This window comes from Rhodococcoides fascians A44A (assembly GCF_000760735.1).
GTDB classification, from domain to species: domain Bacteria; phylum Actinomycetota; class Actinomycetes; order Mycobacteriales; family Mycobacteriaceae; genus Rhodococcoides; species Rhodococcoides fascians_E.
Genome location: NZ_JMEX01000008.1, coordinates 2,704,995 through 2,720,069, shown reverse-complemented (window position 1 = coordinate 2,720,069; position 15,075 = coordinate 2,704,995). Strand labels below are relative to the sequence as shown.

Sequence of the window (15,075 nt, the reverse complement as noted above, 5' to 3'; positions counted from 1 at the left end):
ACCCGACCTCACCGCCACCCGCTTCATCGCCACCACCGCAGGCCAACGTCTCTACCGCACCGGCGACCTCGTCCGCTGGAACACCGACGGCCAACTCGACTACCTAGGCCGCTCCGACGATCAGGTCAAGATCCGCGGCTACCGCATCGAAACCGACGACATCCGCACCGTCCTCGAACACCACCCCGCCGTCTCCACCGCCATCGTCATCGCCGCCGAACACCCCGGCGGCACCGGAAAATACCTCGCCGCCTACCACACCGGAAACACCAACCCCGACAACAACACCGACAATGAGGCCACCGACGAGGAACTACGGGCATTCCTCACCGACCGGCTACCGGACTACATGATCCCCACGGTGTTCATCCCCATCGACACCATCCCCGTCACCCCCAACGGCAAGCTCGACCGCCGGGCGCTGCCCGCACCCGACCTGACCAGTGCGTTGGCCGGTGGAAGTGCTCCTGCCACTGCAACGGAGTTCACTCTTGCGGGCATCTTCAGCGACGTGTTGGGACTTCCGAGTGATGCAGCGCTGTCGATCGACGACGATTTCTTCCGCCTCGGCGGGCACTCCCTGACCGCGACCCGCGTCGCCGCCCGCATCAACGCCGAGCTCGGCACCTCCCTGACCCTGCGCGAAGTGTTCACCACCCCCACCATCACCGGCCTCGCGCACCTCGTCGACACCACCATCGCCACCCTCGACACCACCGGCGACGGCGCCACAGCACACCTGTCACCAGTACGCATCACCGACATCACGCTCACCGACCCGATCCCCGCCTCCTACGGCCAACAAGCACTCTGGATCATCGACCAACTCGGCGGACCCGCCTCCCAGTACGTCGTCCCCACGATCTGGACCCTCACCGGAAACCTCGACACCGCAGCCTTCACCACCGCCATCGGCGACCTCGTCACCCGCCACCACCCCCTGCGCACCCTGCTCGTCGAACACGACGGCACCCTCACCCAACACATCGTCGAACCCACCCACATCACCGAACGACTCTCCATCGAGATCACCGACCTACGCCAAAGCGGACCCGTCGACGCCCGTATCGCCGCTCTCATCGCCGCCGGGTTCGATCTCGCCACCGACCTCCCACTCCGCGTCGCTGTCCTGCGCACCGGCGACACCGAATGGACCATCGCCCTCATCGCGCACCACCACGCGATCGACGAATGGTCCACCCCCGCCCTGCTCACCGACCTCGCCGCCGCCTACACCGCACGACAGGCCGGCACCGCACCGACCTGGACACCACTACCGGTCACCTACGCCCACTACGCCACCTGGCAACGCACCACCCTCGGCGACGCCGCCGACCCCACCTCCGAACTCTCCCGCCACCTCGACTACTGGCGCACCACCCTCACCGACGCCCCCGACGAATCGATCATCACCCTCGACCACCCCCGCCCCGCACACCCCACCGGCCACGGCACCGACATCACCTTCACCATCGACCCCCACACCGCCGCCGCAGCCCGCACCGTCGCCACCCAGCACGGCGTCTCGATGTTCACCCTCACCCACACCGTCACCGCCATCACCGCATCACTGCTCGGCGCCGGCACCGACATCATCATCGGATCCCCCGTCGGCGGACGCACCGAACACGGACTCGAAAACCTCATCGGCTACTTCGTCAACACCCTCCCCCTACGCCACCACCTCCACCCCACCGACACCATCACCGACCTACTCACCACCACCCACCACACCATCCTCGACGGCCTCGCCCACCAACACGCACCCTTCGAAACCATCACCCGCACCACCAACACACCCCGCACCACCAACCGCACACCCCTCTTCCAAATCCTCCTCACCCACAACAGCACCGACACCGAAACCGGTGAGGTGGGTTCGTTGCTGCCGGGCCTGGTCGAATCAGTACTTCCGTCGGGCGCATCCACGGGGTTGGACGCGGCCAAGACCGATCTCGATCTCGACCTCACAGACACCCCCCACGGCATGGTCGGATACCTCACCTACGCCACCGAACTGTTCACCCCCGCCACCATCGACCGATTCATCGCAACATTCCAACGCGTCCTGAAAACCCTTGCCGCCACACCAGACACACGACTGGCAGAGATACCAGTCCTCACCGACCCCGAACACACACAACTCGACCACTGGTCGACCGGGCCCGTCCTACCCAACCCGAACACCACCCTCGACACACTCATCCGCAACCGAACCACCCACACCCCACACGCCACCGCCGTCATCGACGACTCAGCCGCCACGACGTCCTATACAGATCTCGACTCCCGCGCAAACGCAGTGGCCCACATTCTGATCGAACGTGGCGTGCAGGTCGGCGACCGCGTCGCAGTCATGCTCCCCCGCAGCGTCGACCTCGTCACCACACTGATCGCCGTCATCCGCGCCGGCGCCGCCTACGTCCCCATCGACCCCGACTACCCCAGCGAACGCATCACCCACATCCTCGACGACGCTTCTCCCACAGTGGTCATCACCGAAGATTTCCTCACCGACCCAGCAGTATCAGCACGCCTGACACACGGTGACACCGCGGCACCGGTACTGACACGCACCCTCACCCCCGCCGACACCGCCTACGTCATCTTCACCTCCGGCACCACCGGACGCCCCAAAGGCGTCATGATCTCCCACCGAGCCATCATCAACCTCATCCGCTGGCGCCAAACGGTATTCCCCCTCACCGACGGCGACCGCGTCCTGCAGAAAACCAGCATCGGATTCGACGTCTCCGTCCCCGAATTCTTCTGGCCACTGACAGTCGGCGCCACCATCCGCCTCACCCGACCCGGCGGCGAAAAAGACCCCCACTACCTCACCGACATCCTCCACACCGAACCCATCGGCTTCGTCGAACTCGTCCCCACCATCGCCCACGCCATGCTCGACACCGGACTCGACCTGAGCCGATCCCACCTCCGCCACCTCGCCCTCGGCGGCGAAGCATTCCCCACCACCCTCGCCACCACCCTCACCGCAACCAACAACAACAGCACCGGCACAACCGTCCAGATCTGGAACACCTACGGCCCCACCGAAGCCGCCGTCGAAACCACCGGACACCACCTCAACCCCACCACCACCGCCACCACCACCACCACCGACACCTACGGCACCAGCGTCCCCATCGGCCAACCCATCACCAACACCACCACCCACGTACTCGACCCCTGGCTACGACCCGTCCCCGTCGGCATCACAGGAGAGCTCTACCTCGGCGGCACCCAACTCGCCGACGGCTACATCAACCGACCCGACCTCACCGCCACCCGCTTCATCGCCACCACCGCAGGCCAACGTCTCTACCGCACAGGCGATCTCGTCTGCTGGAACCACGACGGCCAACTCGACTACCTCGGACGCACCGACGATCAGGTCAAGATCCGCGGCTACCGCATCGAACTCGACGACATCCGCACCGTCCTCGAACACCACCCCGCCGTCTCCACCGCCATCGTCATCGCCGCCGAACACCCCGGCGGCACCGGCAAATACCTCGCCGCCTACCACACCGGAAACACCAACCCCGACAACAACACCGACAACGGCAACACCGACGAGGAACTACGGGCCTTCCTCACCGACCGGCTACCGGACTACATGATCCCCACCGTCTTCATCCCCATCACCGAAATCCCCGTCACCCCCAACGGCAAACTCGACCACCGAGCACTCCCCACACCCGACCTCACCACCGCCCTCACCGGCGGAACAGCACCCACCACCGCAACAGAAATCACCCTCACCACCATCTTCACCGACGTACTCGGACTACCCAGCGATGCACCCTTGTCCATCGACGACGACTTCTTCCGCCTCGGCGGCGACTCTATCTCGTCGATTCTCGTCGTCTCGAGAGCTCGCCGTGAAGGTTTGCACTTCACCGTGCGAGACGTCTTCGAAAAGCGCACGATCGCGGGTCTGGCCGGGGTCCTGGACATTCCGGAGATCGCGGCAGACCCGATTCCTCTCAGTGCCTCTTCCACGCTCGAACGGCTCCGCGAGGCCGGTGCCGAGCCGAACGATTGGGTCTACACCGAGCTGATCGCGATCGACCGGTCAGCTCTGTCGGGACTGCAGTCCGCGTTCGTCTCGCTTGTGAACAGGACCGATGCATTGCGGATGAGGGTTTCGCCGTTGAACCGTCGGCTGTGGACATCCGAGATCGCGCCCGCCGGAACGGTCGATCTTTCGAAGCAGGTCGTCGAAATCGATCCGGAGACCAGTGACTCCGCCGCAGCCTCTCGCGTCGCATCGTTGATCAGCATCACGGAGGGTCTACCGGCGGCAATCGCAACGTGGAGCACACCCACCCAGAGCTGGTTACTGGTTGCTGCGCATGCCGCGGCTGCCGACCGAGGCTCGGTTCACGAGATCGCCCGTATTCTTACCGGGCACGTCGAGGGTTCGGCGACTGTGTCACTCGAGACCGCGCTGGAAGGTGTCGATACCGCGGGACAGAACCTCGACGGCGAACTCGCGCAGCGTTGGGTCGATGCGACCGGTGTCAGCCGGCTCGGCGATTCGACCATGTGGTCCGACGGCAATCATGCACACATCCGGGCTGACCTGGCGGTCGAGGCATCGGACTTGCCGGAGCTCATCGCCGAGTCTCTTCGCCAGGTTGCACAGAGAGACTCGACAGAGGTGACGGTCGATCTCGAAACGACTATGGCATCACCGCGACCTGCGATCGGGCCGTTCACCGCAACGTGGCCGTACATCAGCGGGCTGTCCGAAGCCGAACGACGACAGTATTCGTTGCTTCGCTACCACAACCGTGCCGGGCGGCGGAGCTTGCGGAAATCGAGCAATTCCATTGTGCTCGTGACGAACACCGTCGGAAAGCTCGCCGACCCAGGCTCGAGGGAGGGCGTGGAGACCGCGTACCGCTGCGTGATCCGCTTTTCCGTCACCGATGGTTCGGTGGAGCTCGACGTCATCGGGCTGTCGCAGAGCGCGGTGGCAACACTGGGAATCGAGCTGTCCGCACGGTTCGACGCGGCGACCGACGTCAAGCGCAGCCGAGTGTGAAGACGGCGTGGAAGTCAGCCAAGTACATTCCAGCCTTCTTCGAGATCCCGGATACACCACCGACACAGCGGATCACGATTCGCAAGAACGCGTGCTCACCACCCTGTCGGCGCTTCCCACTGTGAAGGCAGTCCAAGCCGCTCCCGGACGCGCTGCACGGATTCGTGCGGCTGTGTGGGAGGTCGCACGGCGGGAAGTACGCGCCCGGATCATGCCCTCCGGCTCTCGCAAGCACGAGTGTGCGATCGAATCGTGGTCCTGGAGGGCGGCACCGTGGCCGAAGAGGGCACGCACATCTCTGGCGCACCCACCGAGGACAGTTACAGCCCGGCCTCCTCGAGCATCTCCTCCCAGCGGTTGTCGGCATCTGCTTCTTCGACTCCGGCGTCGATCAGCTGCTGGTACTCACTGTGGAGCTGATCTTCGACGGCTTCGTACTTCTGGAGCCACTCCTCGGCCCTGACGCGCCAGTACCCGATGGTCTCGAACTGCGCGTTGCCGAAGCCTCGTTCTTTGCGCAGGTACTTGCGCACATCCCGGCTCGCAGCCGCTTCGCCCGCAAACCACACATAGCCCGGTCCCTCTGGAAGGCGTTCGGCACGTACGGCGTCGGCCAGCTGCGACGGCGAATGTCCGTTGCCGCCGATCAGCCACTCGATGCTCAGGTCCGCACTCGTCTCGATCGGGATCTTGTCGCCTTCGTCGAGGACTTCCACGACTGCCCGGACAGGAAAGCCGGCCGGCAACTCTTCGACGGCTCGGGACAGAGCAGGCAATCCTGTCAGGTCGGCGACGAGGAGTTGCCATGCAGTGTCACTGGGCGGGTCGTACCAGCCGCGCGGTCCCCATAATCCAATGACGTCACCGGGTGTCGCCGCAAGGGCCCATGCCGCCGCGATTCCGCCCTCGTGAGCGACGAAGTCGATCGTCATTTCCTTGGCGGTCGCGTCCCACACCCGAACCGTGTAGTTGCGATGCTCGGGCTCGTCGATGTCGTGATAGGCCCAGTCGCCGTCCTTCTCGGTCATGGCCGGCGGCTTGTCTTCGCCCTCGGCCGGGAAATAGAGCGAGACGCACTCGTCAGCGGTGCCATTCGATGTGTAGTCGGCCAATCCGTCGCCGCCGAATACGACGCGCACGAGCGAGGGAGAAATACGCTTCGCGCTCACCACCTCGGCGTAGGAGAAGCGCTGCAATCCTTTGATCGCCACGTGAAACCTTTCCGATATAGATTGTCCGATTCAGCGTGAATCGGCTGTGAGGTACCCGCCGCCGCTCGGAAAGTATTCGAGCGCAGAGTATTCCGTGCCGTCGCTGCTTCGGACACGGTCGATGACGAGGGCGTGATTACGGCCACGGTGGGCGTCGGGGCCGGCGACGATGGCCATTCCGTCGCCTTCGCGGATGAACACCCTGCCTGGCGTCCCGCCGTAGATGCCTTCCGACACGTGAGCGTGTACGACCGAAATACGCTCACCGCGGTAGTAGGTGAACGCGTTCGGGTACGGATCCGACATCGCTCGCACCAGCCGGTCGATGTCCGACGCCTCCCACGACCAGTCGATCAGACTGTCGGTTTCGTGCCGCTTGTGAAAGAAGGTGCGTTGCGCGAGGTCTTGGGGACGCCACTGTGCGGTGCCGGACTCGATGCGCTCGAGTGCTTCGAGCAGCACGCCGGGAATCAGATCGATGGTGGCCCGTACCAACTCCGTTGCAGTGTCTCGGGGTCCGATCGGGATTGCAGCCTGGGTGAGGACGTCACCGGTGTCGAGTTCGCCGTCCATTCGGTGCGCGGTCAGTCCTACTTCCTCGGCACCGCTGATCAGCGCCCACGCAATCGGGGAGAAACCAGTGAACCTCGGAAGCAGCGAGTCGTGGAGATTGAGCGTTCCATGCGGTGGGTGGGCAAAAATTTCCGGCGGCAACCAAGTACGCCAATTGTTGGCGACGATGATGTCCGGCTTCCAGGCCTGGATCTGCTCCTGCATCGTTGCATCCGGACGGCGAGCAAGATGGACGGGAACGTCGTGTTCGCGAGCCAGGTCCTCGACGGAATCGGCCCAGATGCTTTCGTAAACTTGGTCGCTGGTCGGATGCGTGACAACACCTACCACGTCGTGCACGGAGTCGATCAGGGACTGCAGGGTCTTGTGCCCCCAGGTCTGGTAACCGAACATCACCACTCGCATGGCCAACCTTTCTTCGAAACGACATCGAACAAGGAGCGTCGAACAACTGGAGCAGTCTCCCTATCGATTCCCGCTCACGAGGGCGAAGCGTCTCAACTCGAAAGAATCCACGAGCTCCCCGGATCGCACGGCGATGTTGGACAACAGGGATGATGTGAGTCCGTGAGAGTGCTCGGTACCACCCTGCAGGTAGATTCCGCCGGTGATGTGGGACGACGTCCGTAGCCGGTAGTCTCGCTCCACTTCCGGCGTGCCGTCGGTTGCGAATACACAGTCGTCGGCAAGTGTGCCGAGGATCCCGTGGAGGTCGAGCGGACGAAAGCCCGTCGCATACACCACAGCGTCGCAGGTGAGCGTTTCTTCGCGCCCCGTCGGACGGTGCAACACAGTAACTTCCACGCCACCGTCGGTCTCTCGCGGGACACTCACCTCGGACGCACCGCGGACGAACAATCGACGTCTGCCCGTCACTCGCTCGGTGTATTCGCGGTTGTACAGTTCCTCGATCAAAGGCAGATCCACCGCTGAGTAATTGGTGCTTCGGTGGTAGGCGATCAACTGCTCGCGGAGCTGGGGGGTGGAGACGTAGAAATCGTCCACGGCCTCTGGATCGAAAACCCGGTTTGCGTAGGGACTGTCGTCGGCGGGGCTGTAGCCGTACTTTCCGAACACACCGTGAACCTCAGCGTCCGAGTAGCGCTCATGGAGGTAAGCGACGACCTCGGCGGCGCTCTGACCGGCACCGACGACAACGAATCTTCCATGGGGCGTCGACGGCAACGAATCCAGATGATCGAGGACACGATGGTTGTGGAATACACGTGCACCCGAGGTGACTCCGTCCGGCAGAGTCGCCGTCAGTCCGCCTGCCAGCACCACGTTGCGAGCACGCAGTAGGCCATCACCTTCCGCGCCACTGACGCGTACCTCGAACAGCTCACCGTTCCACGACACCTCGGTGGCCGTGCTCCCGTACAACACGTCCGCGTCGACTTTGTCGGCCGACCACCGCAGGTAGTCGTGAAATTCGATGCGCGAGGGAAAGAACGTCTGCAAGTTGATGAAGTGGTTCAATCGATCTCGCTGCCGGAGGTAGGCAAGGAATGTGTACTCGCTGCGAGTGTTCCGCTGCGTCGCGAGATCCTTGAGAAAAGAAATCTGCATCGTGGCATCTGGAAGGAGCATTCCCGGGTGCCACGTGAACTCCGGTTGACGCTCGACGAAAGCAGACGTGATCTGTTCGCTCTCGGACACCGCTTCGTTGCGTTCGGCCAGCGCGATGGCCAGCCCCAGGTTCGATGGGCCGTATCCGACGCCGAGAATGTCCACCACGTCGCGAGCGCTGTTCACCTTGGGCACGTGCCGTCCTTAGTCAGTCGAGGGATCAACCAGCTAAGCCTAACCTATCTTCATGTCCAAATGTCTAGGCCGACCAACTCGCGCCAGCGGAATGACCAACGGAGTGTGCGACTCGGGATCTTCGATGATGCGGCACGGCAACCCGAAGACGGACTCGACGAGTTCCGCCGTGATGACCTCCGCCGGACGCCCGCTGGTCACCACCTCACCGTTCTTCATCGCGATGATGTGATCGGCGTAGCGGCAGGCGTGATTGAGGTCGTGGAGCACCGCGACCATGGTGTTTCCCTGCTCGCGGTTGAGCTGGGAGCACAGTTCCAGCAGATCTATCTGATGCGCGATGTCGAGGAACGTCGTCGGCTCGTCCAACAGCATCAACGGGGTCTGCTGCGCCAACACCATCGCAACCCACACTCGCTGACGCTGTCCGCCGGACAACTCGTCGACGAGCCGGCCGGACAGTTCGGTCACCCCGGTCGCGTTCATCGCGAACACCACGGCGGCCTCGTCGTCCCTCGACCACTGCTTGATCAGCTTCTGATGCGGGTATCGTCCTCGCGCAACCAGATCCGCCACGGAGATGCCGTCGGGTGCGATCGATGTCTGGGGCAGCAGCCCGAGCCGACGTGCGACTTCCTTCGCCGGATAGGAGCTGATGGCCTTGCCGTCGAGCAGGACGGTGCCTGCCTCGGGCTTCAGCAGCCGCGACAGCGCACGCAGAAGCGTCGACTTTCCACACGCGTTGGGTCCGACGATGACGGTGAACTTGCCGTCGGGAATCTCGACGGAGAGGTTCTCGCTGATGACGCGTTTGTCGTACCCGATGGTCACGTTGTCGGCGTACAGCCGGGCCTTGGCCCGCACCCGAGTCCCCGTATTCGACATCACTGTTTTCTACCTTCCCGAGCCAACAACCAGACGAAGTACGCGCCGCCGATGGACACCGTGACGACGCCGACGGGCAACTGCGTCGGCGCGAACAGACGCTGAGCCGCGAAGTCGCTGAGCACCAACAGAAACGCGCCCATGACCGCCGACGGCAGCAACGCGACCCCTGCCGTTCTGGTCAGCCGTCGAACCAGCTGAGGGGCGGCGAGCGCGATGAACGAGATGGGACCTGCGGCTGCGGTCACCAGCGCCGTCAGCGCAACGCCGAGCACCATGAGGATCAACCGTGTCGGCTCGGCGCTGATACCGAGGGCCTTGGCTGCGTCGTCGCCCATCTCGAGCATCGGCAATCTCTTGCCGACGACCGCGATGGCAGGCGTCAGAACCACCAGAACCAGCACGACGGGTCCGACCTGCGCCCACCCCAGCCCGTTGAGACTGCCCGCACCCCACACGGCCGCGGCCATGGCGTCGGCGAGATCGGCCTTGATGATCAGCCACGTGTTGACCGACGCGAGCACGGCGCTGATGGCGATTCCCACGATGATCAGCCGAAACCCCTGCACACCCTTCTTGAACGCCAGCAGATACACCACTGCAGCCGTGCAGATTCCGCCGATCAGCGCTCCCGCTCCGGTCTGGTAGTAGCCACCGCCGAGCGTCAGGATGACGATCAACGCACCGGTGTACGCACCCGTGTCGAACCCGATGATGTCCGGGCTTCCCAGAGGATTTCGTGTCAAGGACTGAAAGATCGCCCCCGACACCCCCAGGGCGCCACCGAGCAACAGTGCGAGCGCGACACGAGGGAACCGCCACTCCATCACCACCAGTTCGGTGAACCGCGGCGCATCGGAGAACAGCGCCTGCAGAACCTCGCCCGGCGGAATGTAGTAATCACCCGACCCGAGTGCAACGACCGACACCACCAGCGACAGTGCGACCAGAACGGCGCACACCACCACGGTCCTGACGTCGATGCGTCCACTGACCTCGTCGTCGGCGAGACGCAGAATACGAACTCGCCGACCGAAATCCACCGTGCTCACAGCCCACTCACCTTCTTGCGTCGAACCAGAAGGATGAGGACCGGAGCGCCGACGAAGGCGGTGACGATGCCGACCTGCAGTTCACCCGGCCGGATGACGAGACGACCGACGACGTCGGACAACAGCAGCAGGCAGGGCGCGGCCGCGACGGTGTAGAGCAGGATCCAGCGTTGGTCGGGCCCGACGAACCAGCGGACCATGTGCGGGATCATCAGTCCGACGAAGCCGATGGGGCCTGCGGCTGCGGTGGCGGCGCCGGCGAGCAACGTGACGGCGACGATGCCGATGGTGCGGGTGTGGGTGACTTTCGCACCGAGGGATTGAGCCAGGTCGTCGCCCAGGGCGATTGCGTTCAGCGGCCGTGCGATGACGAGGGCGAGGATCAGTCCGACGAGTACGAAAGGTCCGATGGCGAACGAGATGTCGAGGCCTCGACCGGACAGCGAACCTGCGCCCCAGAATCTCATCTTGTCGAACGCCTCCGGGTCGAGCAGGAGCATGCCGGAGGTGATACCGCCGAGAACCGCGGCCAGCGCAATTCCGGCCAGAGTCAATCTAATCGGCGTCGCGCCTGCTCGTCCCATGGACCCGAGCGCGTAGACCGCGACCGTGGCCAGAATCGCACCGAGGAACGCGAACCAGATGTAGGACCAGATACCGGTGAAGCCGAGCGCACCGACCGCGAGGGCCACGAAGAACGCAGCTCCGGCGTTGACACCGAGAATCCCCGGGTCCGCCAAGGGATTACGGGTCATGGCCTGGATCAGCGCTCCACTGACGCCGAGTGCGATTCCCACGATGAGACCGAGAACCGTTCGCGGGACTCGGAGTTCGCGAATGATGACGGCGTTGTTCGAGTCGTCGTACGCGAACAGTCCGTTCCACACCTCGTTCAGTGGAATGTACTTGGTACCGACGGCGATGCTGAGCAGGCAGATCGCTGCAAGGAGCGCGATGACGACGACAAGACCCGCGGTGCGTCTGGCGTTGGTCTTGGCAAGCCCTCCGGGAGTGCTCGGCGTCTCGAGCCGGCCTGCGACAGGCGCTTCCGGGTCTCCGGAGTCACCCGCCTTCACTACCGTCGTCATCGTGGTGCTCCCGGAATACCTGTCCTACTCGAATTAGGTACACCTTACACAGGCACGGCTTACCTACCCGCGGCACCCAATGCGCGAGAGATGTCGCCTGCCTGCGCGTCGAGTTCGGAGCGTTGCGGCGACGTCGGACGCGCCCGAAGACCGAAACCGTCCCCTACGGTCCGCGGGATGACGTGCAGGTGGACGTGGAAGATCTCCTGACCCGCCACTTCTCCGTCGGCGAGGAAGAAGTTGACGCCCGCGATACGCGGATTCGTCGCCCGCAGCGCGGCCGCGACTTTCTGCCCGACGACGAACAGGTGTGCCCCCACGTCGGGCTCGAGTTCGGCGAGGGACCTCGCTTGTTGCCTGGGAACGACCAGGACGTGGCCTCTGGTGACCGGTCGGATATCCATGAACGCCACCGCGACATCGTCGGAGTACACGAGGCTGGATTCGGCGTTCCCGGCAATGATTTCGGCGAAGATCGTGTACGGATTCATACTTCGCCAGTCTAGGCAGAGACTGCGACCTCCTTGCGCCCCGACTAGAGTTCGGCCATGGGATTGTTGGGCGGGGTTCTCTTCGACATAGACGGCGTGCTGGTCACGTCGTGGCAGCCCGTTCCAGGTGCTGCCGAGGCACTGGACTATCTGGACAGCAAGGACATCGCACGCGCTTTCCTCACCAACACCACGTCGAAGACCAGATCCCAGATCGCCGACGCGTTGACCGAAGCAGGCCTGCCGGTCCACGCCGACGAGATCGTGACCGCGTCGTCCTTGACGGCCGATTACCTGCGTCAGACCTACCCTGGGGCGCGCACGGTCCTGATCAACAACGGGGACATCGCAGGGGACATGCCGGGCATCGAATTCGTCGACGAGGGCGACGGCGATCCGGACGTCGTGGTCGTCGGCGGCGCGGGTCCCGAATTCACCCACGAACGCCTCAGTCGCGTCTACGACTGGCTCTGCCGAGGAATTCCCGTCGTTGCGATGCACCGAAGCCTGATGTGGACGACGGGTGCCGGTCTACGCATCGACACCGGGATGTACCTGGCCGGGATGGAGAAGGCGTCGGGGCACACGGCGAAAGCCATCGGCAAGCCCGCACCGCTCGGATTCCAGACTGCTGCCGAGCGCGTGGGCGTCGACCCGGTGGATGTCGTGATGGTCGGCGACGACCTGGACAACGACGTGCTGGCGGCTCAGGTCGTGGGTATGACGGGTGTGCTCGTCCGCACCGGGAAGTTCCAGCAGGACGTGCTCGACCGCCGATCCAAGCAGGAATTCGGCCTGCAACCGACCCACGTCATCGGCTCGGTCGCAGACCTTCCCGGTGTCCTAGAGAATCGGTGACGGCGAGTACTTCGCTGCCGACGGGAACTGGCTGACGAGCGTCTCCACATCGGAGACGACGGCCGCCACCTGTGCTTCCGCAGATCCGATGAATGCGGACTTGTCCGCGAGGGCGGCGTCGAGCGCATCCCGATCCAGCGGAATCCGATCGTCGGCCGCCAGGCGATCGAGCAGGTCGGGCTCCTGGCCCTGCTCCCGCATCGCGAGCGCGACGGCCACCGCGTGTTCCTTGATGGCCTCGTGCGCCGTCTCACGGCCGACGCCGGCACGCACGGAGGCCATGAGCACCTTCGTCGTGGCCAGGAACGGCAAGTAGCGCTGCAGTTCCTTGGCGATGACGGCCGGGTACGCGCCGAACTCGTCGAGCACGGTCAGGAACGTCTCGATCATGCCGTCGATGGCGAAGAACGCGTCGGGAAGTGCCACTCGGCGGACGACCGAGCAGAAGACGTCGCCTTCGTTCCACTGTGCACCGGCGAGTTCGGCGGCCATCGATCCGTACCCGCGGAGCACGACCTGCAGACCGTTGACGCGCTCGCAGGAGCGGGTGTTCATCTTGTGCGGCATCGCCGACGACCCCACCTGGCCCGGCTGGAAGCCCTCGGTGACCAGCTCGTGGCCCGCCATCAACCGAACGGTGTGTGCGAACGACGAAGGTCCCGCACCGAGCTGGACGAGTGCAGAGACGACCTCGTGATCGAGGGAACGCGGATACACCTGACCGACGCTCGTCAGGACGTGCCGGAAACCGAGGTGATCGGCGACGATCCGCTCGAGCGCGGTCAGCTTGGCCGAGTCGCCGCCGAACAGATCGAGCATGTCCTGCGCGGTGCCCATCGGGCCCTTGATTCCGCGAAGCGGGTAGCGCGCGATCAGTTCCTGCAGGCGGACCAGAGCGATCAGCGTCTCGTCCGCGGCGGATGCGAAACGCTTGCCGAGCGTTGTCGCCTGGGCTGCGACGTTGTGGCTTCTTCCCGCCATCACGATCGACGAGTACTCGGCCGCCTTCTCCGCGAGCCTCGCTGCGACGGCGACACCGTGTGCGTGGATGTGCTGGAGGGACCGCAGAATCTGCAGCTGCTCGACGTTCTCGGTCAGGTCGCGGCTGGTCAGACCCTTGTGGATGTGCTCGTGGCCGGCCAGAGCATTGAACTCCTCGATGCGTGCCTTCACGTCGTGGCGCGTCACGCGCTCGCGCTCGGCGATGGACTGCAGGTCCACCTGATCCAGCACGCGTTCGTAATCTGCGACGGCGGAGGACGGAACGTCGACTCCCAGGCTGGACTGAGCCTTGAGGACCGCGATCCAGAGCTGGCGCTCGAGCACGATCTTGTGTTCCGGAGACCAGAGGTCCACCAGTTCGGGGCTGGCGTAACGGGTGGCGAGGACATTCGGAATGGTCACGACTGCCCAGTCTAGCTAGCCCCGGCAGGAGCGAGAACGTCGAGGACTGCGAGAAGCATCGACGACGCCATGGCCCGCGGTTCCGGGTCGACTTCGCCGAGAGCTCCGACCACCGCCCCGTCGACTACAGCGACGAGGCGGCGGAGTTGCTGCTCCTGCACGATTCGACCGGATCTGCGCAGGACGTCGGTCAGTAGGTCGTCGGTCTGCGCGCGCAGCCGCAGCTGAACTTCGCGGAGCTGCGGATGACGGGCGGAGGCGATGAAACGCTCGTACCGCGCGATCAGGCGTTCGGGACCGTCGTCGACCGCGCCCTGGGGCCCGATGAGGAGGTCGACGATCAGGGCGACCGTCGAATCGGTGTCGTGCGCCAGGTCTCCCAGCGAATCGATCCGGCCGCGCATCACTTCGAGTTCCCGTGTCCCCAGAAGCTCCACGGCACAGGCGATCAGATCACCCAGCGACTCGAAATAATAGGTCGTCGACGCCAGTGGCAGTCCTGCTTTCGCGGCAACGGCACGGTGACGCACCGCGTCGAATCCGCCTTCCACCAGCAGATCTGCCGCTGCGCACGCCAGTGCGTGCCGTCGACGCTCCCCTTTCGGGGTCGCACCCGACGCCTTGCTCGGCGAATCGGTGTGGCCTGCTGACATTCGAATCATGGTGCCAGCCCGCGTCGGTTCTTCTGGGGTA

11 protein-coding genes are annotated in these 15,075 nt (G+C 64.4%); 2 read left to right on the top strand and 9 right to left on the bottom strand.

What is annotated here, in order from left to right; translation table 11 throughout:
- A partial coding sequence (locus BH95_RS24980) for a non-ribosomal peptide synthetase (RefSeq protein ID WP_167336917.1) occupies nucleotides 1-5,056 on the top strand: 5,056 nt, incomplete at its 5' end.
- A gap of 320 nt (nucleotides 5,057-5,376) precedes the next feature.
- Here BH95_RS24980 and BH95_RS24975 read toward each other — a convergent pair.
- Genes BH95_RS24975 through BH95_RS24945 form a run of 7 tightly spaced genes read right to left on the bottom strand, consistent with a single transcriptional unit; the run spans nucleotide 5,377 to nucleotide 12,120 of the window.
- On the bottom strand, nucleotides 5,377-6,267 hold the full coding sequence (locus BH95_RS24975) for a siderophore-interacting protein (protein WP_019663636.1): 891 nt from the start codon (nucleotides 6,265-6,267) through the stop codon (nucleotides 5,377-5,379).
- Between the two features lie 30 nt (nucleotides 6,268-6,297).
- Nucleotides 6,298-7,245 carry a methionyl-tRNA formyltransferase gene (locus BH95_RS24970; RefSeq protein WP_037163768.1) on the bottom strand — a complete coding sequence of 316 codons (948 nt, stop codon included), beginning with the start codon at nucleotides 7,243-7,245 and terminating at the stop codon, nucleotides 6,298-6,300.
- A gap of 60 nt (nucleotides 7,246-7,305) precedes the next feature.
- Nucleotides 7,306-8,604, bottom strand: coding sequence for a lysine N(6)-hydroxylase/L-ornithine N(5)-oxygenase family protein (locus BH95_RS24965; RefSeq protein WP_020113369.1), 1,299 nt, complete (start codon nucleotides 8,602-8,604; stop codon nucleotides 7,306-7,308).
- 39 nt (nucleotides 8,605-8,643) lie between these two features.
- Nucleotides 8,644-9,489 (bottom strand): ABC transporter ATP-binding protein, encoded by an 846-nt coding sequence (locus tag BH95_RS24960; protein ID WP_033190005.1) that lies wholly within the window; start codon nucleotides 9,487-9,489, stop codon nucleotides 8,644-8,646.
- Complete coding sequence (locus tag BH95_RS24955) at nucleotides 9,489-10,541, bottom strand: FecCD family ABC transporter permease (protein ID WP_033190006.1); 1,053 nt, start codon at nucleotides 10,539-10,541, stop codon at nucleotides 9,489-9,491. Before BH95_RS24955 ends, BH95_RS24960 begins: the two co-directional genes overlap by 1 nt.
- Nucleotides 10,538-11,629 (bottom strand): FecCD family ABC transporter permease, encoded by a 1,092-nt coding sequence (locus BH95_RS24950; protein ID WP_033190007.1) that lies wholly within the window; start codon nucleotides 11,627-11,629, stop codon nucleotides 10,538-10,540. The genes BH95_RS24955 and BH95_RS24950 overlap by 4 nt, the downstream gene beginning before the upstream one ends.
- A gap of 59 nt (nucleotides 11,630-11,688) precedes the next feature.
- Nucleotides 11,689-12,120: an HIT family protein gene (locus tag BH95_RS24945; RefSeq protein ID WP_019663642.1), complete on the bottom strand. Its 432-nt coding sequence runs from the start codon at nucleotides 12,118-12,120 to the stop codon at nucleotides 11,689-11,691.
- Between the two features lie 57 nt (nucleotides 12,121-12,177).
- Between BH95_RS24945 and BH95_RS24940 the strand changes: the two genes are divergently transcribed.
- A complete protein-coding gene (locus tag BH95_RS24940) occupies nucleotides 12,178-12,978 on the top strand; it encodes an HAD-IIA family hydrolase (RefSeq protein WP_037184751.1) in 801 nt (266 codons plus the stop codon).
- Here the strand turns inward: BH95_RS24940 and purB are convergent.
- Both purB and BH95_RS24930 read right to left on the bottom strand, forming a co-directional pair.
- Nucleotides 12,964-14,382 (bottom strand): adenylosuccinate lyase, encoded by a 1,419-nt coding sequence (purB, locus tag BH95_RS24935; RefSeq protein ID WP_019663644.1) that lies wholly within the window; start codon nucleotides 14,380-14,382, stop codon nucleotides 12,964-12,966. The two genes, BH95_RS24940 and purB, sit on opposite strands and share 15 nt — an antisense overlap.
- A gap of 11 nt (nucleotides 14,383-14,393) precedes the next feature.
- Nucleotides 14,394-15,044, bottom strand: coding sequence for a TetR/AcrR family transcriptional regulator (locus BH95_RS24930; RefSeq protein WP_033190008.1), 651 nt, complete (start codon nucleotides 15,042-15,044; stop codon nucleotides 14,394-14,396).
- Nucleotides 15,045-15,075 lie beyond the last annotated feature (31 nt).